Origin of the sequence: Pengzhenrongella sp., from assembly GCF_036565025.1 — a bacterium.
In the GTDB taxonomy this organism is placed as follows: Bacteria; Actinomycetota; Actinomycetes; order Actinomycetales; family Cellulomonadaceae; genus Pengzhenrongella.
The window spans coordinates 1-24,920 of sequence record NZ_DATCNW010000258.1 but is presented as its reverse complement, the minus strand read 5'-3'; the positions used below and the strand labels follow the sequence as shown (position 1 = coordinate 24,920).

The 24,920-nt window shown below is 71.0% G+C and carries 28 protein-coding genes; 20 read left to right on the top strand and 8 right to left on the bottom strand.

Translation table 11 applies throughout. The features are described from left to right. Positions 1-1,341 (bottom strand): S1C family serine protease, encoded by a 1,341-nt coding sequence (locus VIM26_RS15090; protein ID WP_331952603.1) that lies wholly within the window; start codon positions 1,339-1,341, stop codon positions 1-3. A gap of 152 nt (positions 1,342-1,493) precedes the next feature. Then, positions 1,494-1,979 carry a ribonuclease E activity regulator RraA gene (gene rraA / locus VIM26_RS15085; RefSeq protein WP_331952601.1) on the bottom strand — a complete coding sequence of 162 codons (486 nt, stop codon included), beginning with the start codon at positions 1,977-1,979 and terminating at the stop codon, positions 1,494-1,496. Between the two features lie 75 nt (positions 1,980-2,054). Here rraA and VIM26_RS15080 point away from each other — a divergent pair, with 75 nt between their 5' ends. Continuing rightward, on the top strand, positions 2,055-2,468 hold the full coding sequence (locus tag VIM26_RS15080) for an RNA-binding S4 domain-containing protein (protein ID WP_331952599.1): 414 nt from the start codon (positions 2,055-2,057) through the stop codon (positions 2,466-2,468). Positions 2,469-2,484: 16 nt separating this feature from the next. Here VIM26_RS15080 and VIM26_RS15075 read toward each other — a convergent pair whose 3' ends face one another. Beyond that, the gene (locus VIM26_RS15075) at positions 2,485-3,447 is read right to left on the bottom strand and encodes an acetylxylan esterase (RefSeq protein ID WP_331952597.1); all 963 of its coding nucleotides are present in this window, start codon (positions 3,445-3,447) and stop codon (positions 2,485-2,487) included. A gap of 36 nt (positions 3,448-3,483) precedes the next feature. Next, positions 3,484-4,065 carry a response regulator gene (locus tag VIM26_RS15070; protein ID WP_331952595.1) on the bottom strand — a complete coding sequence of 194 codons (582 nt, stop codon included), beginning with the start codon at positions 4,063-4,065 and terminating at the stop codon, positions 3,484-3,486. 68 nt (positions 4,066-4,133) lie between these two features. Here VIM26_RS15070 and VIM26_RS15065 point away from each other — a divergent pair, with 68 nt between their 5' ends. Beyond that, positions 4,134-4,418, top strand: a complete 285-nt coding sequence (locus tag VIM26_RS15065; RefSeq protein ID WP_331952593.1) for a universal stress protein — start codon at positions 4,134-4,136, stop codon at positions 4,416-4,418. Here the strand turns inward: VIM26_RS15065 and VIM26_RS15060 are convergent. Beyond that, entirely contained in the window at positions 4,402-5,085 is a 684-nt protein-coding gene (locus VIM26_RS15060) for a response regulator (RefSeq protein WP_331952591.1), read from the bottom strand. The two genes, VIM26_RS15065 and VIM26_RS15060, sit on opposite strands and share 17 nt — an antisense overlap. Beyond that, on the bottom strand, positions 5,082-6,701 hold the full coding sequence (locus VIM26_RS15055; protein ID WP_331952589.1) for a sensor histidine kinase: 1,620 nt from the start codon (positions 6,699-6,701) through the stop codon (positions 5,082-5,084). The genes VIM26_RS15060 and VIM26_RS15055 overlap by 4 nt, the downstream gene beginning before the upstream one ends. 194 nt (positions 6,702-6,895) lie before the next feature. Here VIM26_RS15055 and VIM26_RS15050 point away from each other — a divergent pair, with 194 nt between their 5' ends. The 4 genes from VIM26_RS15050 to VIM26_RS15035 all read left to right on the top strand — a co-directional run bounded on the left by VIM26_RS15050 (position 6,896) and on the right by VIM26_RS15035 (position 10,305). Next, complete coding sequence (locus tag VIM26_RS15050) at positions 6,896-7,753, top strand: ABC transporter ATP-binding protein (RefSeq protein WP_331952587.1); 858 nt, start codon at positions 6,896-6,898, stop codon at positions 7,751-7,753. Continuing rightward, a complete protein-coding gene (locus VIM26_RS15045; protein WP_331952585.1) occupies positions 7,753-8,637 on the top strand; it encodes an ABC transporter permease in 885 nt (294 codons plus the stop codon). Before VIM26_RS15050 ends, VIM26_RS15045 begins: the two co-directional genes overlap by 1 nt. 86 nt (positions 8,638-8,723) lie before the next feature. Continuing rightward, positions 8,724-9,773: an ABC transporter substrate-binding protein gene (locus tag VIM26_RS15040; protein WP_331952583.1), complete on the top strand. Its 1,050-nt coding sequence runs from the start codon at positions 8,724-8,726 to the stop codon at positions 9,771-9,773. 139 nt (positions 9,774-9,912) lie between these two features. Further along, positions 9,913-10,305 carry a DUF2237 domain-containing protein gene (locus VIM26_RS15035; protein ID WP_331952581.1) on the top strand — a complete coding sequence of 131 codons (393 nt, stop codon included), beginning with the start codon at positions 9,913-9,915 and terminating at the stop codon, positions 10,303-10,305. A 618-nt stretch (positions 10,306-10,923) separates the two neighbouring features. Here the strand turns inward: VIM26_RS15035 and VIM26_RS15030 are convergent. Then, on the bottom strand, positions 10,924-12,024 hold the full coding sequence (locus VIM26_RS15030) for a tartrate dehydrogenase (RefSeq protein ID WP_331952579.1): 1,101 nt from the start codon (positions 12,022-12,024) through the stop codon (positions 10,924-10,926). A gap of 89 nt (positions 12,025-12,113) precedes the next feature. Between VIM26_RS15030 and VIM26_RS15025 the strand changes: the two genes are divergently transcribed. The 10 genes from VIM26_RS15025 (at position 12,114) to VIM26_RS14980 (ending at position 20,945) form a co-directional block, all read left to right on the top strand. After that, positions 12,114-13,808 carry a bifunctional lysylphosphatidylglycerol flippase/synthetase MprF gene (locus VIM26_RS15025; RefSeq protein WP_331952577.1) on the top strand — a complete coding sequence of 565 codons (1,695 nt, stop codon included), beginning with the start codon at positions 12,114-12,116 and terminating at the stop codon, positions 13,806-13,808. Further along, positions 13,805-14,614, top strand: coding sequence for a hypothetical protein (locus VIM26_RS15020; RefSeq protein WP_331952575.1), 810 nt, complete (start codon positions 13,805-13,807; stop codon positions 14,612-14,614). Before VIM26_RS15025 ends, VIM26_RS15020 begins: the two co-directional genes overlap by 4 nt. Before the next feature lie 614 nt (positions 14,615-15,228). Then, on the top strand, positions 15,229-15,573 hold the full coding sequence (locus tag VIM26_RS15015; RefSeq protein WP_331952573.1) for a pyrophosphatase: 345 nt from the start codon (positions 15,229-15,231) through the stop codon (positions 15,571-15,573). A 133-nt stretch (positions 15,574-15,706) separates the two neighbouring features. Further along, positions 15,707-16,306, top strand: a complete 600-nt coding sequence (locus tag VIM26_RS15010; RefSeq protein WP_331952572.1) for a sulfite oxidase-like oxidoreductase — start codon at positions 15,707-15,709, stop codon at positions 16,304-16,306. After that, positions 16,276-17,040, top strand: a complete 765-nt coding sequence (locus VIM26_RS15005) for a ferredoxin reductase (protein WP_331952570.1) — start codon at positions 16,276-16,278, stop codon at positions 17,038-17,040. Before VIM26_RS15010 ends, VIM26_RS15005 begins: the two co-directional genes overlap by 31 nt. Position 17,041: 1 nt before the next feature. Further along, entirely contained in the window at positions 17,042-17,359 is a 318-nt protein-coding gene (locus VIM26_RS15000; RefSeq protein ID WP_331952568.1) for a DUF6510 family protein, read from the top strand. Between the two features lie 135 nt (positions 17,360-17,494). Further along, positions 17,495-18,061 carry a gluconokinase gene (locus VIM26_RS14995; RefSeq protein ID WP_331952566.1) on the top strand — a complete coding sequence of 189 codons (567 nt, stop codon included), beginning with the start codon at positions 17,495-17,497 and terminating at the stop codon, positions 18,059-18,061. Between the two features lie 35 nt (positions 18,062-18,096). Continuing rightward, complete coding sequence (locus VIM26_RS14990; protein ID WP_331952564.1) at positions 18,097-19,782, top strand: ribonuclease J; 1,686 nt, start codon at positions 18,097-18,099, stop codon at positions 19,780-19,782. A 174-nt stretch (positions 19,783-19,956) separates the two neighbouring features. After that, the gene (locus VIM26_RS14985) at positions 19,957-20,253 is read left to right on the top strand and encodes a type II toxin-antitoxin system VapB family antitoxin (protein ID WP_331952562.1); all 297 of its coding nucleotides are present in this window, start codon (positions 19,957-19,959) and stop codon (positions 20,251-20,253) included. 125 nt (positions 20,254-20,378) lie between these two features. Next, positions 20,379-20,945 (top strand): LytR C-terminal domain-containing protein, encoded by a 567-nt coding sequence (locus tag VIM26_RS14980; RefSeq protein WP_331952560.1) that lies wholly within the window; start codon positions 20,379-20,381, stop codon positions 20,943-20,945. Between the two features lie 105 nt (positions 20,946-21,050). On the opposite strand, the gene VIM26_RS14975 is transcribed toward VIM26_RS14980, so the two are convergent. Beyond that, positions 21,051-22,346 (bottom strand): uracil-xanthine permease family protein, encoded by a 1,296-nt coding sequence (locus tag VIM26_RS14975; protein WP_331952558.1) that lies wholly within the window; start codon positions 22,344-22,346, stop codon positions 21,051-21,053. 157 nt (positions 22,347-22,503) lie between these two features. Here VIM26_RS14975 and VIM26_RS14970 point away from each other — a divergent pair, with 157 nt between their 5' ends. From VIM26_RS14970 to VIM26_RS14955, 4 genes are read left to right on the top strand one after another with little or no spacing between them, the layout of a single operon-like run. Beyond that, positions 22,504-22,830 carry a DUF4190 domain-containing protein gene (locus tag VIM26_RS14970; protein WP_331952556.1) on the top strand — a complete coding sequence of 109 codons (327 nt, stop codon included), beginning with the start codon at positions 22,504-22,506 and terminating at the stop codon, positions 22,828-22,830. 15 nt (positions 22,831-22,845) lie between these two features. Beyond that, positions 22,846-24,213 (top strand): hypothetical protein, encoded by a 1,368-nt coding sequence (locus VIM26_RS14965; protein WP_331952554.1) that lies wholly within the window; start codon positions 22,846-22,848, stop codon positions 24,211-24,213. 41 nt (positions 24,214-24,254) lie between these two features. Continuing rightward, complete coding sequence (locus VIM26_RS14960) at positions 24,255-24,590, top strand: hypothetical protein (protein WP_331952552.1); 336 nt, start codon at positions 24,255-24,257, stop codon at positions 24,588-24,590. After that, on the top strand, positions 24,577-24,906 hold the full coding sequence (locus VIM26_RS14955) for a type II toxin-antitoxin system PemK/MazF family toxin (protein ID WP_331952550.1): 330 nt from the start codon (positions 24,577-24,579) through the stop codon (positions 24,904-24,906). The genes VIM26_RS14960 and VIM26_RS14955 overlap by 14 nt, the downstream gene beginning before the upstream one ends. Positions 24,907-24,920 lie beyond the last annotated feature (14 nt).

Below are 24,920 nucleotides of genomic sequence, written 5' to 3'. Positions count from 1 at the left end.
TCAGTCGGCGGGTCCTGCGATGAGGGTCACGGTGGCGGACCGGCTCTGGCCGGTCGCGGCCGCGGCCGCGGCCGCGGTGATGGTGACCTTGTCACCCGGTGCGTGGTTGGCCAGCAGCGCACTGAGCGAGTCGGCGGAGGTGACCGCGACGCCGTCGAGCGCCGTGATCGTGTCCCCGACTGCGAGCCCGGCATCGGCCGCCGGCGTCCCGGAGATGACCCCGCCGACGACGGCGCCCGTGGTCGCCTGGCCCGTCGCCGCGAGCCCGGAGGTCGCAAGGTCGGCGGCCTCGGCCACGCCGGCCGGCACGATCTGCACGCCGAGGAAGCCCGGGTAGCCGATCGTCACGGACGCGGAGTCGACGCCCGCGACGATCCCGTCCGCGACCTTGAGCGCGTCGGCGATCGGGATCGCGTACCCGGTGATGTCCGCCGAGCCCGACGACGCCGCCGTCGTCATCCCCAGCACGTCGCCCTGGACGTCGAGCACGGCGCCGCCGGAGTCGCCCGAGACGACGTCGGCGTTGAGCTCGATCAGGCCGGTGAGGGTCTCGCCGGCGCTGACCCCGTCGCTCCGCGTGGTGACCGGCTGGTCGAGCGCCGTGACGGTCCCGCCCGCGGCGAGCAGGTCGCCACCGCCCTCCGCGTTCCCGACGGCGGTCACGGCGTCGCCGACGCTGACCGTGTCCTGGTCGATCGGAGCCGTCGCGAGCCCGGAGGCGCCCTGGAGCCGGAGCACGGCGACGTCGGCGGTCGCGTCGGTTCCGACGACCTTCGCGGCGTAGGTCTTGCCGGTCGACTCGACCGTGACCGCGAGCTTGGTCGCACCCTCGATGACGTGGTTGTTGGTGAGGATCTCGCCGTCGGAGGTCAGCACGATGCCGGTGCCGGCGGCCTGCGCGGCCTGGTAGCCGAGCGTGGTCACGATGGTCACGAGGCCGACCTGCTGCGCGGCGGTCGCGGCGGTGGTCGTGGTGGCGGTGGAGGTGTTCGGGATCGTGGTGTTCGGGATCGTCGTCTCGCCTGAACCCTGGTCGAACCCGTCGCCCTGCGGGCGGTCCATGGTGCGCGATGAGGTCGTGCCCTGACCGCTCGTCGTCGTGGAACCGGTACCCGAGCCGGCTCTCGCGGCCCACACCGACCCGCCGGCGAAGAGTCCGAGGGCGAGCGCCGTGCCCGCCGCGACGGTGGCCCGACGCCGCCGACCGGCCACGGCGCGACCCGGCTCGGCCAGATCCGGCACCGGCCCGAAGCCGGGAGTACCCCGAGCGCCGGGTGCGCCGGCGTCATCCGACGTTCTGGCATCTTCGGGAGTCGGGACCCGGCCGTCGTTCGTGTCCATCGTGGAGACCTCTCTCGTACCGGCCCCGCCATGGTGCCGGTACAACGATCCAAGGTCGCCAACCCGGGAGGTCGCTGTGAGCACACTGGATGGAAGGTAAGCAGATGTGTGCAGGTCCGCCCGTCGCGGCTTCGGCCAGGTGGACCGCCGGGCTAGTCCGCGCTGAGGACCACGATCCCGTCGTCGTCGCTCCACAGCCGTTGTCCGGGCGTGAAGTCGACCCCGCCGAAGCTCACGACGCCATCGACCTCTCCCCTTCCTGCCTTCGCGCTCTTGCGCGGATTGGAGCCGAGCGCCTTGATGCCGAGCGGGAGCGTGCGGAGCGTCGCGACGTCGCGGACCACCCCGTTGATGACCACGCCGGCCCACCCGTTCGCGACTGCCGAGGCCGCGATCAGGTCGCCCATCAGCGCGCTGTGCAGCGACCCGTCGCCATCGACGACGAGCACGCACCCGGCGCCCGGCTCCGCGAGGATCCGTTTCACGAGCGCGTTGTCTTCTCGACAGCGCACCGTGCGGACGACCCCGGCGAACGAAGGCAGGCCCCCGAACTGGCGCAGCTGCAGGTCGCAGCTGGCAATCACCGCTTCGTGCTCGTCCACGAGATCTGCGGTCGAAAAGACCGGTGCGTGCGTCATCGAAGGTTGCCTTCCGTCGTGGAGCGGGACGCCGAAGGGAACTTAGCCCGAATCCGCCAGGCTTAGGCTCGACGCGTGAGCATCGCCGGCGCGGGCATTCCGAGCGGACCCACCTCGACGCGGGTCGACCGGTGGGTGTGGGTCGTGCGCATGACCCGCACCCGTGCGCAGGCCGCGGCCGCGTGTCGCGCGGGCCACGTGCGCATCAACGGGGATCGCGCCAAGCCGGCCACGATGGTGAAGGTCGGCGACGAGATCCGCCTCCGGGTCGACGGGCTCGAGCGCATCGTCGACGTCGCCAAGATCATCGAGAAGCGAGTGGGCGCGACGGTCGCGGCGGAGTGCCTCGTCGACCGCACGCCTCCCCCGGTACCGCGCGAGCACGTTGCGCTCATCGCGCAGCGCGACCGCGGCGCCGGCCGGCCCACCAAGCGCGAGCGCCGCGAGATCGACCACCTGCGCGGCCGCGACGAGCAGAGCCATTCATAGCCGAGCCCGCCCTGCACTACCGCCCCGGCAGCCACGCAACCTGCTTGCGCCACTGGTGCAGCTGGCCACCCTCGTGGCCGTTGAACGGGTAGACCTCGAGGTCGGACTCGCCCGCGTAGGCGTTGTACGCGGCGAACACGGTCGATGGCGGCACGATGTCGTCCATCAGGGCGACCGAGAACATGGCCGGCGCGTTCGCGCGCTTCGCGAAGTTCACGCCGTCGAAGTAGCTCAGCGTCGTGAACACCCGGTCCTCGACGTCGCGGTGCACGGCGAGGTACCGGGTGACCTCCGTGAACGGTGCCTCACTCGCGACGTCGACCGCGCGACGGAAGTGGCACAGGTACGGGACGTCGGGCATCACGGCGCACAGGTCGGGCACCAGTCCGGAGACCGCGAGCGCGATCCCGCCACCCTGGCTGGCACCGGTGACCGACACCCGAGCCGGATCAACGAACGGCAGGGTCCGCACGGCGTCGACCGCGCGAACCGCGTCGGTGTACACGCGTCGGTAGTAGTAGGCCTCGGGGTCGAGGATCCCTCGGGTCATGTAGCCCGGGGTCGCCGGGTCCGAGCCGACCGGATCGGGGGTGTCGCCGCCGTGACCCCACGCGCTGCCCTGACCGCGCGCGTCCACCAGCAGGTGGACGTACCCGGCGGCGGACCACTGCAGGTGCTCCTCAGGAAGTCCGCGGCCGCCGCCGTACCCGAGGAACTCCACGACCGTGGGCAGCGGACCCGGGCGATCCTTCGGGCAGGTGAGCCAGCCCCGGATCGGGTCGCCGCCGAACCCCGAGAACGTCACGTCGTACACATCGACCGAGGTGAGCGGGCCCTTGACCCGCTCGAATCGGGGCTCGACGCCAGCGCCGCGGGCCGCCGCGAGCGTCCGGGTCCAGAACTCGTCAAAGTCGGCCGGCTCGCCGACCTCCGGCCGGTACTCACGCAGAGCGTCAATGCTCAGATCAGTCAAAGGCATGCCCCGAACCCTAAACGCCCCCCAAACCCCCACCGGTCACGCGAGTGCGCGATTTTGGCTGTTGAAAACGTGAATTGAGCAGCCAAAATCGCGCACTCGCGTGCGAGGCGGCCGTACCGGAGCTCGACGTCGGCCCGGCGATCGGAGACGAAGAACTCGAGATACCGCCGCGCGCTGACCCGCGAGACGCCGACGATCTGCGCGCACTCGGCGGCCGACAGGGACCATCCCGAAGATGCGGTCGACGCCTGCCTGGTCGGCCTCGGACCTGCCGTCGAGGCCCCGGTGCGCGCCCGCGTAGTGGTCCAGCCTCTCGCGCAGGTCGTCGAACGTGAACGGTTTGATCAGGTAGTGCACGACGCCGCTGCGCAGCTCCTGGCGCACGGTGTCGGCCTCGCGCGCCGCCGTGATCACCAGCACGTCGACCTGCGGGGCGTCGCGCCGCAGCCGCGCGAGGACCTCGAGCCCGGTCATGTCGGGCAGGTACACGTCGAGCAGCACCAGGTCGGGCAACAGGTCCCGGCACGCGCGGATCGCGTCCTTGCCGCTGTGCACGGCGCCGACGACCTCGAAGCCCGGGATCCGTGCGACGAAGCTGCCGTGCAGCTTTGCGACCATGAAGTCGTCGTCGACGATCGCGAGGGGACGCGGCCGTCGACGAGCGGTTCGCGCAGGATCACCACCTGGTGGACGCCCGCATCGTGCTCGAGGCCTCGGGCGTCGAGTACGAGCTGCGCCGGCAGGTCCGCGGGCGCGACGCGGCCGAGGAGATCCTGACCGCCGCGCAGGAGACCGGCGCGAGCCTGATCGTCGTCGGGCTGCGGCACCGGACGCCCGTCGGGAAGCTCATCCTGGGCAGCACCTCCCAGCGCGTGCTGCTCGACGCGCATCAAGGCCCCAGGAATCGGAAGGATTGGTGCGCCTGCCGCGCACTTCCTTCCCAAAACCGGCTCGTCAGGCCGGGCGTTTGACCCGGTACCGGTGCTCGGGGCGCCCCTTGCTCCCGTAGTTGAGCACCAGCTCGACGAGGCCGCGGCGGAGCATGTCGGCCAGGTACCGCTGGGCCGTCGCCCGGCTGACCCCGACGCGCTCCGCCACGTCGGCGGCGGACACGTCGGGGTCCGCCGCGCGGACGATGTCGAGGACGCCCGCCATGGTCGGTGGCATCCGGCGCGAGTCCGCGATCCGGGCCACTGGGCCGCGGAGCAGGCCGTACAGCGCGTCGACCGTCTGCTGGTTCGCGACGGCGTGCTCACCGAGGCCGTCGTGGAGCTGGCGGTAGGCAACCAGCTGCTCCCGGAGTTGGCCGAAGCCGAACGGCTTGACCAGGTAGTACATCGCGCCGAGCTGCATCGCGCTGCGCACGCTCGCGATGTCGCGGGCCGCGGTGATCACGATGAAGTCGGGTCGCGGGTCCAGCGTGAGCTCGCCCAGCGAGCGCAGCAGGTCGAGCCCATGCCCGTCCGGCAGGTAGAGGTCGAGCAGCAGCAGGTCGGGCTGTAGGGCCTGGACCATCGTGCGGGCCTCCTCGCACGAGTGCGCCTGCCCGACGGAGACGAAACCCTCGACCCGGCCGACGGAGTCGGCATGCACCTTCGCCACGCGGTAGTCGTCATCGACCACGAGGGTCCTGATCATCGCAGGCCCCCCGAGACGACCGGGCCGGCGTCGGCGTCGGTCGGCGACGGCAGCGTGGCGGTGAAGGTTGCGCCGCCCGACCCGGAGCTCACCTCGATGTGCCCCCCGAGCTGGTTGACCAGCCGGTGCACCAGAGCCAGGCCCAGCCCCCGCTGGACGCCGGCGCGCGGCGCCTTGGTGGTGTAGCCGTCCTGGAAGACCTGCTCGGACAGCTGCGGCGGCACGCCCGGGCCGCTGTCGGTGACGCGGACCAGGATGTTCCGGGCGACGTCGTCGTACGCGAGGTGGACGCTGATCGTGCGCGGGGGTGCCGACTCGGCGACGGCGTCCATGGCGTTGTCGATGAGGTTGCCCACCACGGTGAGCAGCGCCTGCGGGCCCGGTCCCGGGTGATCGAGTCGCGAGTCGTCGGTCACCTCCAGCAGGATGCCACGCTCGACGGCGATGGTGATCTTGGCGAGCAGCAGCGCGGCGAGAGCCGTCGGGGCGATGCGCGAGCGCAGGTCCTCGGCCGGCCCGGCGCTGGTCGCGGAGATCTCGCTGAGGTACTCCATGGCCTCCTCGGACTCCCCGAGGCTGACCAGCACCGACAGTACGTGCAGCCGGTTGGAGAACTCGTGCTGCTGGGCCCGCAGGGCGTCGGTCAGACCGTTGACGCTGTCCAGCTCGCGCAGCAGCGCCTCGAGCTCGGTGCGGTCCCGCAGCGTCACCACGGCGCCGACGTCCCGTCCGGCCACCCGCACCGGCATGCGGTTGACCACCAGCAGATGGGTGTCCGTCAGGACGATCTGGTCCTGACCCCCGAGGTCGCCGCTGAGCAGGTCCCGCAGGCGGCCCGGCGGCACGAGCTCCTCGACCGGGTCGCCGATCGCGGTCCGGCGAAGCACGAGCAGTCGGCGCGCCTCCTCGTTGGCCATGGTCAGCCGCCCGGCACTGTCGAAGGCGATCACTCCCTCGCGGATGCCGTACAGCATGGCTTCACGCTCCTGCAGGAGGGACGCCAGGTCGTGCAGCTCGAGCCCGAACGTCCTGCGCTTGAGGCGACGCGCCAGCACCAGGGACGCCAGGATTCCGACCAGCAGCGCGGCACCGGTGTACAGGACCAGGACCGGGAGCTCGGCCCACAGCGCGCGCGAGACGTCCCGTTCGGTGAAGCCCACCGACACCTCACCGATCAGGGCACCGTCCGGGCCGCGCAGCGGAGCCTTGGCGTTGGCCGAGGGCCCGAGGATGCCGTGGTCGACCTGGACGTGGTTGCGGCCGTCCAGCGCGACGACCGGTTCGTCGATGGGCTCCCCGATGAGGGCCTCGGTGGGGTGCGAGTGTCGCCGGCCGGCACGATCGATCACGACGACGTACGAGGCGCCGGTCGCCGCCCGGATCGACTCGGCGATCCCGCGCACGGCGTGGTCACCGTCACCGGCCGCCATCGCCGCTCGCACGGAGCTGTTGGCGGCCACGCTCTCGGCGAGCACGAGCGACTTCTGCTCGGCGTGCTGGTCCAGGATGCGCCGCGTGACCTGCGAGTACAGGGCGAGCCCGAGCAGCATCGTCACAACCAGGATCGCGAGCATGTACCTGGCGATCACCGCGGACATCGGCCTGGGTCGGCGCACGGGTCCCTCCTTTGAGAACCCCCCGAGTCTGCCTCATCCCTACCGGTCGAACGCCCGGATGCCCGAAATGCCGCGTGCGCAGAATGCGCAGAAGTCGAACTAATGCGGGTAACTCCCCAAAGGCGCAGAAGGCTGGGCAGCGGGAGCGATGGCTCCTACGTTTACGGCTCCTGGCAACAGAAGGAGCGACAACGATGTCACCGTCCCTGCACCACCCTGCGCCGTCGGGCGGCGCCGATGCCGCCATCGATCTGCGCGGGGTCACCAAGCGCTTCACGACCCCGAGCGGCTCGGTCTACACCGCGTTGAAGGACCTGGACCTGCAGGTCGCACCCGGCGAGTTCTGCGCCGTCGTCGGCCCCACCGGCTGCGGGAAGTCGACCACCCTCACGCTGGTCTCCGGCCTGGAGCGCCCTTCGCTCGGATCGGTCTCGGTGCACGGGCAGCCGGTGTCCGGCATCACGCCCGGCGTCGGGTTCATGTTCCAGACCGACGCCGTCCTGCCGTGGAAGTCGGTGCTCGACAACGTCGCCATCGGCCCCCGGTTCCGCGGGACCCCCAAGGCGAAGGCCGACGTTGCGGCGCGCGACTGGATCCGCCGGGTCGGGCTGGCCGGCTTCGAGGACCGCTTCCCGCACCAGCTGTCGGGCGGCATGCGCAAGCGCGTCGCGCTCGCGCAGAGCCTCATCAACGAGCCGCGGATCCTGCTGATGGACGAGCCGTTCAGCGCCCTCGACGTGCAGACGCGGGCGATCATGTCCAACGAGCTCCTCCAGCTGTGGGACCTGACCCGCCCCGCGGTCATCTTCGTCACCCACGACCTCGAGGAGGCGATCGCGCTGGCGGACAAGGTCGTCGTGCTCACCGCGGGCCCGGGCGGGACGGTCAAGGAGACGTTCCAGATCGACCTGCCCAGGCCGCGCGTGGTGCAGGAGATCCGGTTCGAACCCCGCTTCGTCGAGCTCTACCACCAGATCTGGGACTCCCTGCGCTCCGAGGTCGACACGGCCTACGCCCAGACGACCGGCGCCGGCCAGAAGGAGGCCTCGTGATGACCGCGACCGCGACCACGACACGGGGCTTGAACCGCACCGGGGAGAAGACCGCGGCGTCGACGAACCAGCAGGCCTACCGCGCGTCCGTCCGCAAACGCCGGCAGCTGGTCCGCGCCGCGCAGATCACCGTCCTGGTCGTGCTGCTCGGGACCTGGCAGCTCTACGTCGGGGGCGACTCGCGCAAGGCCATCCTGTTCGGGGAACCGTCGGGGATCGTCGCCCAGCTGCAGACCTGGATCACGCAGGGCACCTCGCTGGGTTCCCTGGGCGACCAGATCAAGATCACCCTCGAGGAGGCCTTCATCGGTTTCCTCATCGGCACCACGCTCGGCATCGTCTGCGGGATCGCGCTGGGACGCATCCGGTTCCTCGCGGAGGTGTTCAGCCCCTACATCAAGGTGCTGAACTCCATCCCGCGCATCGTGCTGGGCTCGGTCTTCATCCTGGCGTTCGGCCTGGGCATGGAGTCGAAGATCCTGCTGGTGATCGTGCTGGTGTTCTTCGGGGTGTTCTTCAACGCATTCCAGGGCGTGCGCGAGGTGGACCGCAACCTCATTGCCAATGCCACCATCCTGGGCGGTTCCCGCTGGCAGGTGACCTGGCACGTGGTGCTGCCCTCGGCGTTCACCTGGATCGTCGCGAGCCTGCACGTCAGCTTTGGTTTCGCGCTCATCGGGGCGATCGTGGGTGAGTTCCTCGGCGCGTCGCAGGGCCTCGGACAGCTGATCAAGGAGTCCCAGGGCACGTTCAACGCGAACGGTGTCTGGGCGGCCATGGTCATCATGGGCATCGTCGCCCTGGCGGCCGAATGGCTGCTCACGCGGCTGGAGAACCGCCTCCTGCGGTGGCGCCCCCCGCAGCTCTCCGGCCCCGACCTCTAGTCGTCCGGGCGCCCCGGCGCCACGCAGTCCATTGCAGCACCACCAACCTCTTGAGACAGCCAAACCCCTTACTGAAGGAGACCTCTGTGTCCAAGCTCCGCCCGCTCATGGTGATCGGGGTCGCCGCCGCACTGGCGCTGACCGGCTGCGCCTCCACGGCCACCAGCAGCTCATCCACGAAACAACAGGTCGGCGACGCCTCCGGGGACAAGGTCTCCATCATGGTCGGCGGCCTGAGCAAGCAGATCTACCTGCCGTTCGCGCTCGCCGATCGCCTCGGCTACTACAAGGAGCAGGGCCTCAACGTCGCCCTGAGCGACGAACCCGCCGGGATCGACGCGACGACCAACATGCTGGCCGGCAAGGTCGACGGCGTCGGCGGCTTCTACGACCACACGATCGCGCTGCAGGGTCTCGGCCAGTCGGCCGAGTCGGTCGTGTCGATGCTCGTCACGCCGGGCGAGGTCGAGCTGTGCCGCAACGACCTCAAGGGGAAGGTCAAGTCGCCGGCCGACTGGAAGGGACTGAACCTCGGCATCACCGACAAGGGGTCCTCGACGGACTTCCTGACCCAGGCCCTCGCCCAGCGCAACGGCGTCGACCCGACGACCACGCACCGCATCGGCGTCCAGTCCGGCCCCACGCTGATCGGTGCGATGACCCACAAGAACGTCGACTGCGCGATGACCACGGAGCCGACCGTCTCCCAGCTGCTCGCCACCGGTGACGCGTACATCATGCTCGACATGCGCACAGCCGCTTCGACGAAGAAATACCTCGGCGGCGAATATCCCGCCTCGTCGTTGTACATGATGACCGACTACGTCAACAAGAACCCGAAGACCGTCCAGAAGCTGGTCAACGCGTACGTGAAGACGCTCGCGTTCATCCACACCCACTCGGCCGCCGAGATCACCGCGAAGCTGCCGGCCGACTACTACGCGGGCGTCGGCAAGGCCGCCTACATCAAGGCCCTCGACAGCGAGAAGGGGATCTACAACCCGACCGGGATCATGCCGCCGAACGGGCCGCCGACCAACCTCAAGGTGCTGGGTGACTTCAACTCGGCCGTCAAGGGGAAGACGATCGACGTCAGCAAGACGTACACCGACCGTTTCGTGAAGGCCGCCCAGTAGCGCAGGCCGCCCAGCAGTCCGCCCAGCAGCGGCGGGTGCCGTGACGGCAGGCCCGGCGCGCCGCTCCCCGGTCTTCCGGTGAGAGGCGCGCCGGGCCTGCCGTCACCCACCGGCCGCCGCGAAGTGCCAGCATGTGGGCATGGGTGACGACCGGAATGTGCTCGGCGGTGAGCTGGAGCCGTGTGGAACCGACCCGCTCACCGGCTTCTATCGCGACGGGTGCTGCGTCACCGGACCGGAGGACGAGGGCAGCCATACGGTCTGCGCCGTCGTGACGGCCGAGTTCCTCGCCCACCAGCAGCTGGTGGGCAACGACCTGGTGACCCCGCGTCCGGAGTACCGGTTCCCCGGCCTCGTGCCGGGGGACCGGTGGTGCGTGGTGGCCGCGCGCTGGCGCGAGTCCGCCGAGGCCGGCTCCGGGGCCCTGGTCGTCCTGGCGTCGACGAACGAGAAGGCGATCGAGGTGGTCCCCCTGGAGCTCCTCAGGGCCCACGCCGTAGACGTCCCCGCCGACCCCCGCCAGCTCACCTGACCCCCCGGCCCCACCCGACTTGTCAGATCCAACGCGGTCCCTGGCTCGCCCTGGATCTGACAACTCTGCGACCCGTAGGGACCCTGCGAGTCAGACCGAGCGCGGTCCCTGGTCCGCGCTCGATCTGACAACTCGAGGTCGGCAACGCACGGTCGCAATCCGCCTCGGTGCAGCGCTCGGTGCAGCGCTCGGTGCAGCCAAAGTGCGCCAGGGGTGCACGCTCGATACACAGTGCGCCGCATAGAGACCTCTGGGCCTGACCGACGCCGACCGTCGCCAGCTTGCCGATCTCCACGCGAGCTCACCTTCTCGGGTCGCATTCTCCGTCGGTGTCGATTTCGCCATTTTCTGTCGAGTTCGCCGATCGAAACCGACGAACTCGACGTCGGACCGGCGAATTCGAGCCCGCCGAGCGAGTCGGCGGGGTCCTGCGCGGCAGTTCGTCCCGCACTGAGGAGAATCGGTCGATAGGCGCGTCCGCGCGGCACGTCCGCCTATTCCGCTCCCAAATCGGGGCTCAGTGCAGCGCTCTGTGCAGCCAAAGTGCGCCAGGGGTGCACGTTCGATGCACAGAGCGCCGCACTGAGACCTCCCGCACCGGTCCGACGCCGACCGGCGTCAGTGCACCGGCCCCAGCACCCCGACCCGGGTCAGCTCCGCCGCCACGGCCGCACCCAGGGACGACGTCGTCCCGGCGCCGCCCATGTCCGGCGTCAGCGCATCCCCACCGCGGGCCAGCACCGCTTCGATCGCGGCCAGCACAGCCGCGGCGGCCGCCGGCTGCCCCAGGTGCTCGAGCATCATCGACGCGCACCAGATCTGCCCGACCGGGTTCGCGATCCCCCGCCCGGCGATGTCCGGCGCGGAGCCGTGCACCGGCTCGAACAGGCTCGGGAAGTCGCGCGCGGGATTGATGTTGGCGCTGGGCGCGACCCCGATCGTCCCGGTACACGCGGGACCGAGGTCGGACAGGATGTCGCCGAACAGGTTGCTGGCCACCACGACGTCGAACCAGTCCGGGTGCAGCACGAAGTTCGCCGCCAGGATGTCGATGTGGAACTTGTCCACCCGCACGTCCGGGAACTCGGCCGCCATCACCCGCACGCGCTCGTCCCAGTACGGCATCGAGATGGAGATCCCGTTGCTCTTCGTCGCCGACGTGAGGTGATTGCCCGGCCGGCTCTGCGCGAGCTCGAACGCGTACCGCAGGATCCGGTCGACGCCGATCCGGGTCATCACGGTCTCCTGGATGACCGTCTCGCGGTCGGTGCCCTCGAAGATCTTGCCGCCGATGGCCGAGTACTCGCCCTCGGTGTTCTCCCGGACCACGAAGAAGTCGACGTCGCCCGGCAGGCGGCCGGCGAGCGGGCTCGGCACGCCGGGGAGCAGCCGTACCGGCCGCAGGTTGACGTATTGGTCGAAGTGCCGCCGGAACAGCAGCAGGCTCCCCCATAACGACACGTGATCCGGCACGACGTCGGGCCACCCGACCGCCCCGAAGAAGATCGCGTCGAAGGTCCGCAGCTGCTCGAACCATTCCGCGGGCAGCATCTCGCCGTGCCGGAGGTAGTAGTCGGCGCTCGCGAAGTCGAACTCCACCAGGTCCAGCGTGAAGTCGAAGGCCGCGGCGGCCGCGCGCAGCACGCGCACGCCCTCGGGGACGACTTCCTTGCCGATCCCGTCGCCGGGGATCACGGCGATCGTGTAGCTGGCCGTCATGTCAGAACCTCTTCACTTGTCGGGTGCCCAACACCGTAGTTGGACCGAAGGCGTCCCGAAGCACCGCCCCGTACGGGCAGGATGGAGGGGTGAGCAGCCCGGTGCGTGACCTCTGGTACCGACGCGACCGTTCCCGCAAGGTCGCCGCGTACGGGGTCGCCGCCCTCGGGATCATCGGTCTGCTGTCCGCCGCCTCCCGGCCGCTGCGCGGACGCCTGGACGACCTGCTCCAGGTCGTCCCCTTCCTCGTCCCGCACACCGCCGCGGTCACCCTGGTGTTCGTGAGCTTCGCGCTGCTGCTCACCGCGCGCGGGCTGCGCCGCGGGCATCACCTCGCCTGGTTCGCGGCGATCGTGCTGCTGGCCATCTCCATGGTGCTGCACGTCGTGAAGGGCATCGACGTCGAGGAGGCGGTGCTCGCCTCGGTGGGCGCCACCTACCTCGCCACCCACCGGGACGCGTTCCCGGTGTGGGCGACCCGGGCATCCGCGCGCCGCGCCCTGACGCTGGGGATCGGCGGCGGACTGGCGACGCTCGTCGTCGCGATCGCCCTGTCCGCCACCGTGGGCCGCGCCCACCGGCCACCGCCGGACGTGCCGCCCCACACCATCGCCGAACACCTCGGCGCGGACTACATCCTGCCGCTGAACTTCGGCGGCCGGTTCGGCACCTCCGTGCTCATCGCGCTCAGCCTCGGGCTGATCGCGAGCACCCTGTGGGTGCTGTTCTCACCACGCGGACCCGCGCCGCTGACCGGCGCCGCCCACCACGCCGAGCGCGAGCGCGCCCGCGCGCTGATCGCCCGGTACGGCGGCGGGACCCTGGACTACTTCGCGCTGCGCGACGACAAGCAGTGGTTCTTCACGCTCAACAGCGTCGTGGCCCACGCCGTCCGCGGCGGCGTCTGCTTGGTCTCCCCCGACCCGATCGGGCCGGTCGGGGAGCGCGAGGACGTCTGGTCCAGCTTCATGGCCTACGCCGAGGAGTCCGGGTGGTCGGTCACCGTGCTCGGCGCCGCCGCCGACTGGCTGCCCATCTACGAGCCCTGCGGCCTGCGCGCGGTGTACCTCGGCGACGAGGCCGTGGTCGACTCCACGGCGTTCAGCCTCGAGGGACGCGCGATGCGGGGCCTGCGGCAGGCCTACAACCGGCTCCAGCGCGCCGGTTTCACGGTGAGCTTCCACGACCCCGCGACGCTCGACCCCACCCTGGCCCAGCAGCTGCTGGAGCTCGCCGCCCTCGGCCGGCGCGGCGACACCGAGCGCGGGTTCTCCATGACCCTCTCGCGCCTGTTCGACCCGGAGGACACCGGCCTGCTGCTCAGCGTCACGCGCGACGCGACCGGCTGCCCGCAGGGCTTCGTGCAGTGGGTCCCCGCCCGCGACCTCGACGGCTGGTCCCTGGACGTGATGCGGCGCAACGTCGACGCCGCGCTGCCGAACGGCATCATGGACTTCCTCGTGATCGAGACGATCAAGCACGTCGCCGCCGAGACCGGCGGCGGGCTCGACCTGAACTTCGCCGTGATGCGAAGCGTCGTGGACGGCGAGGCCACCGGCTGGCTCGCCCGTGCCGGCCGCACCACCTCCAGCCGGACCGCCGGCCGCGCCCAGATCGAGTCGCTGCTGCGGTTCAACGCGAAGTACCAGCCGCGCTGGGTGCCGCGCTACGTCATGCTGGGCAGCATCGACAACGTCGCCGGCCAGGGGCTCGTGCTGGCCGACGCCGAGGGGATCACCGAGCTCCCGGTGCTGGGCAGGTTCCTCGGCCGGAACGCCGAGTGACCCTCGCCCTGCTGGCCGCGCTGGTCGGCATGCTCGGGTACGGGATCGCCTCGGTGCTCCAGGCCACGGGTGCCGCCCGGGCGAGCGGACCGGCCGTGCTGCGCCACCCCGCCTACGTCGCGGGCCTGGCGCTCGACGGCGTGGCTTGGCTCGCGTCGCTGGTGGCCGTGCGTCACCTCCCGCTGTTCGTCGTCCAGTCCCTGCTCGCCGGCTCGCTCGGCGTGACCGTGCTGCTGGCCCGGTTCTTCCTGGGCGCGCGGCTGCGCCGGCGCGACGCGTGGGCGGTCGCCGTCGTCGGCGTGGCGCTCGCGACGGTCGCCGGGGCCGCCGGGGACCAGTCCGCCCGACTCGCACCGGCCGGATTCACCGTCGCAGCGCTCGGCGCACTGCTGCTCACCGGGCTGGTGACGGTCGCCCTGTACCGCCGCGGCGGCTCCCTGCCGCTGGCCACGGCGTCCGGCATCGCGTTCTCCGGGGCGGCGCTGTGCGCGCGCGCCCTGCCGAACGGCGGCTGGCGCGCGCTCGCGACCGAACCGCTCGCCTGGGCGGTGGTCGGCTTCGGCGTCCTCGGCGCGATCGGGTACGCCCGCTCGCTCGAACGCGGCGCGGTCGGCCCCGCGACGGCGGTGCTGTGGGCCATGGAGGTCCTCGTCCCGGGCGTGATCGGCGTCGTCGTCCTGAACGACGCCATCCGCCCCGGCTGGGCCCTGCCCGCCCTGCTGGCGGTCGCGGCGGTCGTCGCCGCCTGCACCGTCCTGGCCACCACCCCGCCGTCCCGCGCCCCCGAGGCCCCGCGAGTTCGCTGATCTCACCCGAGTTCGGCGGTCCGCCGGGAGGTTGCGGGACGCGTCGGGATCCGTCCGTGCGGAGCACGGTGCGCAAGTGACCGAGATGACCCGCCGGACGGGTGATTCGATCAACTCCTGCCCCACCGGTCACATGCTCCGCACCGGCGAGATCCCTGCCCGGCCGGGGCTCACCTGCCCTGCCGGGTGTCAGCTGCCCGGCCGGGGTCAGTTCCAGCTCAGCGAGAGCACTTGGCTGCCCGCAGCACCCGTTGACGGGGCGGCCGAGGTGTGGAGAGCCGCGCGAGTGACTGATGGTGCTCAAGTTACGCATGTGACATCTCAACCATTCACTCCTGTCACTCCAGTCCCACGCGCGGCTCTCCACACCGCGAGGCCCTTCCCGAGCCCTCAGCCGGCGCCCCAGATTGCCCGGTGCCTCCGAATCCGTCTCGCACAGCGGGGTGGCGAGCCGTCGGTGCGGAGCGTGGTACAGGAGTTGCTCGGCTCGCCGCCGTACAGGGTCATCCGAGTCGATTTCTGTCCCACCAGTCACATGCTCCGCACCGGCGGATGGTGCTGGCCCGCGAACTCGCCACTCGGGGGTATGCGAGCCCCCTGGGAGGGTGTGCACCATGGACATCCGCGAACTGACCGCTCGGGTCGAGCACATCTCCCAGATCTACGCCTCGCGCTTCGGCATCACGCGGGACGCCGACTGGCAGATCCTCAAGCTTCAGGAGGAGGTCGGTGAGCTCACGCAGGCGCACCTGATGCGCCAGGGGCAGGCGCGGAAGAAGGGCCTGAGCCGCGCGGAGATCGATGCGAGCTTCCGCGCCGAGGTCGCCGACGTGCTGAGTCAGATCCTCCTGCTCGCCCATCATCACGACATCGATGTGGTCGACGAGATCGCGCGCAAGTGGTTCGTCTGGCAGGAGGCGTCTCCCCGCCCGCAGGACGTGCCGGCGAACGACACGTGAGCCCGGGATTCTGCCCGGCGGGGGGCTTCCGAAGGAACAACGTCGGGCGCTAGCGTCGAGACCGGAGCCGCGCCTCCCCGGGCGATCCGTTCGCAGCACGTCTTCGCACCGGCGCGAGAGCGAGGGGTTGGCGATGGGACTGTTCACCCCGGGCTTCCGGCGCAAGGCCACGACGTCCGACGTCGCGCTGCCGCCGGGTCAGTACCTGACCGAGGACTTCCCGGTGCTCACCGCCGGCCCGACGCCCCGGATACCGCTGGACACCTGGGAGTTCGTGATCACCGGCGAGTCGGGCCAGAGCCACCGATGGTCCTGGGACCAGCTCATCGCGCTGCCCGCCGAGAGCCCGACGGTCGACCTGCACTGCGTGACCCGCTGGTCGAAGCTCGGCACCTCCTGGCGCGGGGTGTCCCTGGACACCCTGCTCGCCGACGTCGAGACGACCGCGAACTTCGCGCTGGTGCACGCCTACGGCGGCTACACAACCAACCTGCCGCTCGCGGACCTGCGCGGCGGCAAGGCCTGGATCGCGCACGAGTTCGAGGGCAGCCCGCTCGCACCCGAGCACGGCGGCCCGGCGCGCCTGCTCGTCCCCCACCTGTACCTCTGGAAGTCCGCCAAGTGGGTGCGCGGGATCCAGCTGCTGGCGGACGACAAGCAGGGGTTCTGGGAGCGCGCCGGCTACCACGATTTCGGTGATCCATGGCGCGAGCAGCGGTACCAGGGCGACTAGGTGGCCGGCTGACCTGGCACGCCGCCCGGTTGGTCGCCCACCACGCCGAGACCCCCACCGCCACGACCCTGGTCCTGGAGGTGCCCGACTGGCCCGGGCACCTCGCCGGCCAGCACGTCGACCTGCGCCTGACGGCCGACGACGGCTACCAGGCCGTGCGCAGCTACTCGCTGGCCGCACCGGCGGCCGGCGACCGGGTCGAGCTGACCGTGCAGCGGGTGCCCGACGGCGAGGTCTCGCCGTACCTCACCGAGGGGTTCGCGATCGGCGACGCGATCGAGATCCGCGGGCCGGCGGGCGGCTGGTTCGTCTGGCGACCGACCGACGAGGCCCCGGTACTGCTGGTCGCCGGCGGCGCCGGGATCGTCCCGCTGATGGCCATGGTCCGGGCCCGCCGCGCGGCCCGCAGCCGGGTCCCGTTCCGCCTGGTCTACTCGGTCCGCACCCCGGACGAGGTGTACTACCTCGACGACCTGGGCGCGCCGCAGCCCGGCGACGGCGGGCTCGACGTGCGGTACCTCTACACGCGCTCCGCGCCGGACGGCTTCGCGCGGCCACCGGGCCGGCTGACCGCCGAGGACCTGCGCAACGGGGTCTGGCCGCCGGTGTTCCCCCCGGAGTGCTTCGTCTGCGGGCCGACCGGCTTCGTCGAGGCGGTCGCCGACCTGCTGGTCGGGCTCGGCCACGAGCCGCGCCGGGTCAAGACCGAGAGGTTTGGTCCAAGTGGAGGCTGACATGTCCCAGAGCTATCCGGACGGCGACGCGAACGGGCACGACGCGCTCGACGGTATTGACGGCTTCGAGGACGGCAACGCCCTCGCGGGTGCGCTCGGGGAGATCTTCTCCGTCGACGTGACCGCGGCGATCAGCCGGTGCGTGAGCTGCGGCCGGCTCGGCCAGGTCGCCGAGCTTCGGGTCTACCGCCACGCGCCGGGGCTCGTCGCGCGGTGCGCGGGGTGCGGCGAGGTCGTGCTGCGCATCGTGCGGGCTCCCGACGCCGCCTGGCTCGACCTGAGCGGGACCACGAGCCTGCGGATCCCGCTCGCGCCGTGACCCACCCCGATCAGCCGTAGGTCATACCTAGAGCTCCCCGGGCTTGCTTTCATCACACCAATGGACCAAGGTGGCGAGGTGGCCACCGCAGGCCCAAGCCCCTTACGGGACCTCAGTGCCGAGGAGAATCAGCACATGTTCCACGCACCGACGAACCGACGACCCCCGCTCGTCGTCGTGATGGGCGTCGCCGGGTCCGGCAAGACCACCGTCGGCCAGGCCCTCGCCGACCGCCTCGGCATCGAGTACGCCGACGCGGACGCGTTCCACAGCCCCGCGAGCGTCGCCAAGATGGCCGCGGGCCACCCCCTGGACGACGACGACCGCGCGCCCTGGCTCGTCGCCATCGGCGCCTGGCTCGCCCAGCACCAGAACTCGGGCGCCGTCGTCGGCTGCTCGGCGCTGCGCCGGCGCTACCGCGACGTGCTGCGCGCCGCAGCCCCCGACGTGGCGTTCCTGCACCTCGACGGCGACCCCGCCGTGCTCACCCAGCGCGTCGCCGAGCGGCCCGGGCACTTCATGCCCGCGTCGCTGATCACCTCCCAGCTCGAGACGCTCGAGCCCCTCGAACCGGACGAGCGCGGGCGCGCGCTCGACCTCACGTCCCCCGTCGAGGACATCGTCACCGGGTTCACCGCCACGCTCGACGTCGTGACCGAACGCACACTCGACCGGGTCGCTCCCTGTAGCACGCCTGCGTGAAAATCGGGAGGCCTATGCTCAAGTAATCTGGGGTCATGAGCCATGCCCAGAACGACCTGAAGACGCCGCCGCCTCTACCGAAGGGCGGCCTTCGCGTCGTAGCCCTCGGCGGGCTCGGTGAGATCGGTCGGAACATGACCGTCTTCGAGCACCTGGGCCGACTGCTGATCGTGGACTGCGGGGTGCTGTTCCCCGAGGAGCACCAGCCGGGCGTCGACGTGATCCTCCCCGACTTCACCTGGATCCGGGACCGCCTGGACAAGATCGACGCGATCGTCCTCACGCACGGCCACGAGGACCACATCGGCGGCGTCCCGTACCTGCTCAAGGAGCGCGCGGACATCCCCGTCGTCGGCTCCGAGCTGACCCTTGCGTTCATCGAGGCGAAGCTCAAGGAGCACAAGATCCGCCCGAAGACCGTCCAGGTCAAGGAGGGCGACCGCCGCAAGTTCGGCCCGTTCGACACCGAGTTCATCGCCGTGAACCACTCGATCCCCGACGGCCTCGCCGTCGCGATCCGGACCAAGGCAGGCACCGTCCTGCACACCGGCGACTTCAAGATGGACCAGTTCCCGCTCGACAAGCGCATCACCGACCTGCGCGGCTTCGCCCGGCTCGGCGAGGAGGGCGTCGACCTGTTCATGGCCGACTCCACCAACGCCGAGGTCCCCGGGTTCACCACCTCCGAGCAGGATCTCGCCCCCGCGATCGACACCGTGTTCCGCACCGCCCCGCGCCGGATCATCGTCTCGAGCTTCGCGAGCCACGTGCACCGCATCCAGCAGGTCCTCGACTCCGCGCACGACCACGGCCGCAAGGTCGCGTTCGTCGGCCGCTCGATGGTCCGCAACATGGGCATCGCGCGCGACCTCGGCTACCTCAAGGTGCCGCGCGGCCTGGTCGTGGACTTCAAGGCGCTCGAGGGCATGCCCGACAAGAAGGTCACCCTCGTGGCCACCGGGTCGCAGGGCGAGCCCATGGCGGCGCTGTCCCGGATGGCCAACGGCGACCACGTGATCCGCATCGGCGACGGCGACACCGTCCTGCTCGCGAGCTCGCTGATCCCCGGCAACGAGAACGCCATCTACCGCGTCATCAACGGGCTGACCCGCCTGGGCGCGAACGTCGTGCACAAGGGCAACGCCAAGGTGCACGTCTCGGGCCACGCGAGCGCGGGCGAGCTCGTCTACTGCTACAACCTCATCAAGCCGCGCAACGTCATGCCGGTGCACGGTGAGTGGCGCCACCTGAAGGCCAACGCGGACCTCGCCATCCAGACCGGCGTCCCGCCCGAGAACACCGTGATCGCGGAGGACGGCACCGTTCTCGACATGGTCGACGGCAAGATCTCCGTCACCGGCAAGGTGCCCGCGGGCCTGGTCTACGTCGACGGCATGACGGTCGGCACGGTCACCGAGGAGTCCCTCAGCGACCGCCGCGCGCTCGCCGAGGACGGCGTCGTCACGATCGTCACGCTGATCGACCCGGACTCCGGCAAGCTCAGCGAGGACCCGGACTTCCTCACCCGCGGCTTCGTGCACGACACCGGTTCGTTCGACGCGCTCGTCCCGATCATCAAGGACGCGCTCGCCAAGGCCGCGATCGACAACGTGCGTGACTTCAGCGAGCTGGAGCGCCTGATCGACCGCGCCGTCAGCCGCTGGTTCCAGCGCACCAGCCGCCGCACCCCGGTCATCATCCCGGTGGTCATCGAGGCGTAGGTCCGTACGGGCGCCAGTTCGCCGTTCCCACGCGAGTTCGCCGGTTTCGCGATCGACGAACTCGCGTGGGAGCGGCGAACTCATGCCCGGCCGACGTCGGCTTTGGGTCGGCTTTTGCGTCCACCGGGCTGTCGTTCGTCTAGGCCGTGCGATCACGCAACCTAGAATGACCGGGTGATCTTCAAGGCCGTCGGCGATGCACGCCCCTATCCCGACCATGGACTCGTCAACACCAAGCAGTGGGCCGAGGTCCCCCCACGCCAGGTCCGGCTCGATGAGCTGGTGACGACGAAGAAGACCCTGCACCTGGACAGCCTGCTGGCGGACGACTCGACGTTCTTCGGCGATCTCTTCGCGCACGTCGTGCAGTACCGCGGCGTGATGTACCTCGAGGACGGGCTGCACCGGGCGGTCCGGGCCGCCCTGCGCCAGCGAACGGTGCTGCACGCCCGCGTCCTCGTTCTCAGCTGAATCGCGCTCTGACACGGCCCTGCTCGCGCGGCCTTATCAGCTAGGTTCGAACGGTGAGTGCACCGCAGGGGACAGATCGCGCACGGGTGTTGCGGCGAAGACATCGGCACGAACGGCAAGCCGTCGTGTTCGGCTTTCTCGTGGCCGGCCTCGCCGTGGCGGCGCTCATCTCCGTCGCGATCTTCACCGGTGCGATGCCGTCCCCGCTCGCGCGCGACTTCACCACGGCCCAACCCGATCAAGGTCCGGCGACCCCGCCACCGCCGTGCCCGCCGGCCGGCATGCTCCCCGTCGCATACGAGAAGGTCAGGGTGACCGTCCTGAACGGGACGGACCGCGCAGGCCTCGCCACCGACGCGGCGATCGCCCTCTCGAGCCGCGGATTCACGATCCTGCGGGCCGGGAACTCGGCGGTCACCACCGGCGGGGTCGCCCGGATCGGCTTCGGGCCCACCGGGATCGGCGCGGCCTACACCCTCGCCGCCCACATCGACGGCGCACGGCTCGCGCTCGACACGCGCAAGGACTCCGGCGTCGTCCTCACGGTGGGCACGAGCTACCAGGCCCTGGTCGACCCCAAGGCCGTCAAGCTCGACGCGACCGCGCCGCTGAAGGGCCCCAAGAACTGCGTGCCCCTCTCCCAAGCCAAAGTAGCCCCGCCCCTCACAGCAAAAGCGGCCCCCAAGGGCTGACACCACGCAGCCGAACTCGGAGGTCTGCCTCGAACTCGGACGCTGCACGGTGCGAGTTCGGCGCGAACCTCCGAGTTCGGCACCCGGGGCGGGACTTCCGGCGGGCTAGAGGGCCGGGGCGGAGGGCGGGGTGGTGAGCTCCTGGCTGGTGCCGCGCCACCGGGACGTGGCGCGCATGAGGTGGTAGATCCCGATCGCGGCGGCCGTTCCCAGCGCGATCCCGCCGAAGGTCAGGCTGCCGGCCGCGAACGTGAAGTTCGCGATCCCGACGACCAGGGCGACGGCCGCCGTCGTGAGGTTCACCGGGTCGGAGAAGTCGACCTTGGCCTGCACCCAGATCCGCGCCCCGAGCACGCCGATCATGCCGTAGAGCATCGTGGTCGCCCCGCCGAGGACGCCACCCGGGATGGTCGCGACCAGCGCGCCGAACTTCGGCGACATGCTCAGCACGAGCGCCCCGGCGGCCGCGACCCAGTACGCGGCGGTCGAGTACACCCGGGTCGCGGCCATCACCCCGATGTTCTCGGCGTACGTCGTTGTGCCCGACCCGCCGCCGAGCCCGGCGAGCGTCGTCGCGACGCCGTCGGCGAACAGCGCGCGGCCGAGGACCGGGTCGAGGTTCTTGCCGGTCATCGCCGCGACCGACTTCACGTGCCCGACGTTCTCCGCGATCAGCACGAACACGACGGGCAGGAACAACCCCAGCACGTTGACGTCGAACGTCGGCGTGACGAAGGTGGGCAGGCCGACCCAGGCGGCCGCCGTCACGGTGGTGAAGTCGACCTCTCCGCGCAGCATCGCGACGGCGTACCCGACGAGCACGCCGACCAGGATCGCGAGCCGGCCGAGCATCCCGCGGAACAGCACGCTGACCATGATGATCGCGAACAGCGTGACCATGGCGGTGACCGGGGCGCCCTTGACGTTGGTCCACGCGGTAGGAGCGAGGTTGAGCCCGATCAGCGCCACGATCGTGCCGGTCACGACCGGCGGCATCACGATGTCGATCCAGTGCGCCCCGGCGAAGTGCACGAGCAGCCCGACCAGGGCGAGGAGCACCCCGGTCAGCAGCACCCCGCCGAGCGCGACCGACTCGCCGCCGGAGGCCATCGCCGCGCTGATCGGCGCGATGAACGCGAAGCTCGAACCGAGGTAGCTCGGCAGCCTGTTGCGCGTGATCAGCAGGAACGTGACCGTGCCGATCGCGGAGAAGAAGAGGGTCGTGGCCGGCGAGAACCCGGTGAGGATCGGGACCAGGAACGTCGCGCCGAACATTGCGACGACGTGCTGCAGGCCGATGCCGATGGTGCGTGGCCAGCTCAGCCGCTCGTCGGGCCCGACCACCGCGCCGACGCTGATCGTCCGTCCGTCGCCGTGCAGGCGCCATCCAATGCCGCTCATCGCGAATACTCCCGGGAAGTCTTTCGGGCGCCGAGTGCGCACCGGGGCGAGGCCGCCCCGGTGCGGGAACGACCAGGGGCAGGGTACCGGGTGCGTTCGCGTCCGCTGTGTCATGCTCTGTCCAGCACGTTTCGCGCGGCGCGGATGGGGGCAAGCCATGACCGACCCGGCAATGGTCGACCCTCCGGTCGGCCTGATCCACGGGGACTGGGACCGGCCGAAGACCCCGCCCGTGCACCGGACCTACACGCTCGCCCTGATCTCGCTGGTGGCCGGCCTGTGCGGGTTCATCCTGCTGCCCCTGGTCGGGTCGATCGTCGCGATCATCACGGGCCATCTCGCACTGGCCCAGGCCCGCGAGAACGGTTCGGACGGGTCGACGCTCGCGTCCGCCGGGCTGTGGCTCGGGTACCTCGCGATCGCGCTCGTGGTCCTGGCGGCAGCCGGGTTCATGCTGGTCGTGTACGTCAGAAGCATCGCCTAGGTGGCTTCGCAGTCGATGGCCGGAGCCCCCCTCGCGGCCCGGTGGACCGCCTCGCGCCCGGCGCTGTGGCTCGCGTTCGCCGCGGTGCACGGCTGGCTCGCGTTCGTCGGCGTGGTGCTGCTCCGCGCGTACGCCTTCTCCGACGTCGACCTCTACCGGTACTGGGTCGCGCTCGGTACCCACAACGGCTTCTGGCCCGTGCTCAGCAGTCCGTGGGTCTACCCCGTCGGCGCGCTGGTACCGATGCTCGTGCCCGCGGGCCTGGTCGGCACGGACTCGACGACGGCGTACATGTTCACCTGGTGCGCGCTGGTGACCGCGCTCGACGCCGTCGCGGTCTGGGCGCTGGTGCGCCGCGGCGGCACCGGCGCCGCGTGGTGGTGGCTCGCGTTCCTCCTGCTGCTCGGCCCGGTCGCGATGGGCCGGATCGATGCGATCGTCGCGCCGGTGGTGATCGTCGCGCTCCTCCTCGCGGCGCGTCGCCCGCAGCTTGCCGTGACCCTGCTGACCGTCGGCGCCTGGATCAAGGTCGCCCCGGGCGCCCTGCTGCTCCCGCTGGTGATGATCGCGCGCCGCCCCCTGCGCGACGTCGTCCTACCCGGCGCCCTGGTGAGCCTGTGGGTCGTGGCCGCGGTGGTGGCGGGCGGGGGCCGGCGGAACGTCGCAAGCTTCCTGTTCGCGCAGGGCGCCCGCGGGCTCCAGATCGAGTCCGTCACCGCGAGCCCGTGGGCGGTGGCCTCGCTGGTGCGCGACGACGTCGCGATCGTGCTCAACAAGAAGCTCAGCACCTGGGAGGCGATCGGGCCCGGCACCCTCGGCGCCGCGCGGTTGCTGGACGTGCTGCTCCCGCTCGCCCTGGGCGGGGTCGCCCTGCTGCTCTGGCGCGCGCGGTCCCGGCCGCTGGACGTGCTCGTGTGGGGGCCGCTCGCCATCGCCCTGGTGCTGATCGTGGTGAACAAGGTGGGCTCGCCGCAGTTCATCGGCTGGCTCGGCCCGCCGGTCGCCGTCGCGCTCGCGGTCCGAAGCGCACTGACCCGCGGCGATGCGGTGGGTGTGCCGGGCGGGGTCATGCGCGACGGCGTGCTGGGCGACGGCGTGCCGGGCGACGGCGTGCCGGGCGACGGCGTGCTGGGCGACGGCCTCGAGCGAGACGGCTCGAGGTCACGGTCCGCACTCGCGAGCGTGCCGGGCGTCGGAGCGCTCGTCCTGGTGATCGCCGGGCTGACGCAGATCGTGTTCCCGCTCGCCTACATGTCCCTGCTGACCGGGAGCGCCGTCGTCACGGCGGTGCTGGTACTCCGCAACGCGCTGCTCCTCGGGCTCCTGGTGGGGGTGTGCGTGATTCTCGCGCGGGGCCGGGCGAATGGAGCGGCGTCGTCGTGATCATCATTGACAACGCAGACTGTACGACAGACTGTATGTAGATGACCACGACCAATGGGACGACCGAGGTATGGCAAGCGCGCATCGGTCACGATTTCGCCGCTGAGCTGCACGCCGACGCGGACGTCCTGGGCCTGCGCGGCCGCACCGACATCGTCAGGGCGGCACTCGCGATGCTGCACGCCAGCGCCGCCGAACAGCGAATGGCGAACGACGTGCGCGAGTTCTACGGCGACGAGACGCCACCGCTTCCGATCGGGGTCCTGCCCGCGCCGCCCGACGCGGTGGATGCCGGTTCTGCCGATGTCACGGACGCCCATGGCTCGTCCGGCTCCGGACCCGCTGCTCACGTGCCCGGAGCCCGTGACCACGCCTGAGCCCCTGCGGGGCGAGATCTGGGATGTGCGGTTTCCGGCGTTCGGCGAGCACCCCGCGGTGGTGCTGAGCGTCAACCCGCTCAACGCGCGGCTCGGTCACGTCGCAGTCATCCCGATCACCGGCACCCGCGGCCCGGCGTCAACCCACGTGACACTCACCGCCGACGCCGGCCTCGGCGGTCACGACGAGTCCTTCGCTGACATCACGGGCCTGCAGCCCGCCGCGCGTGGACGTTTCCGGCGCCGACGCGGGCTACTTGTCAGCAGCGAGCTCGCCCAGCTGGAGGACCGGCTGCGCGTCTATCTCGGGCTGTAAGCACCGCCGGCGGC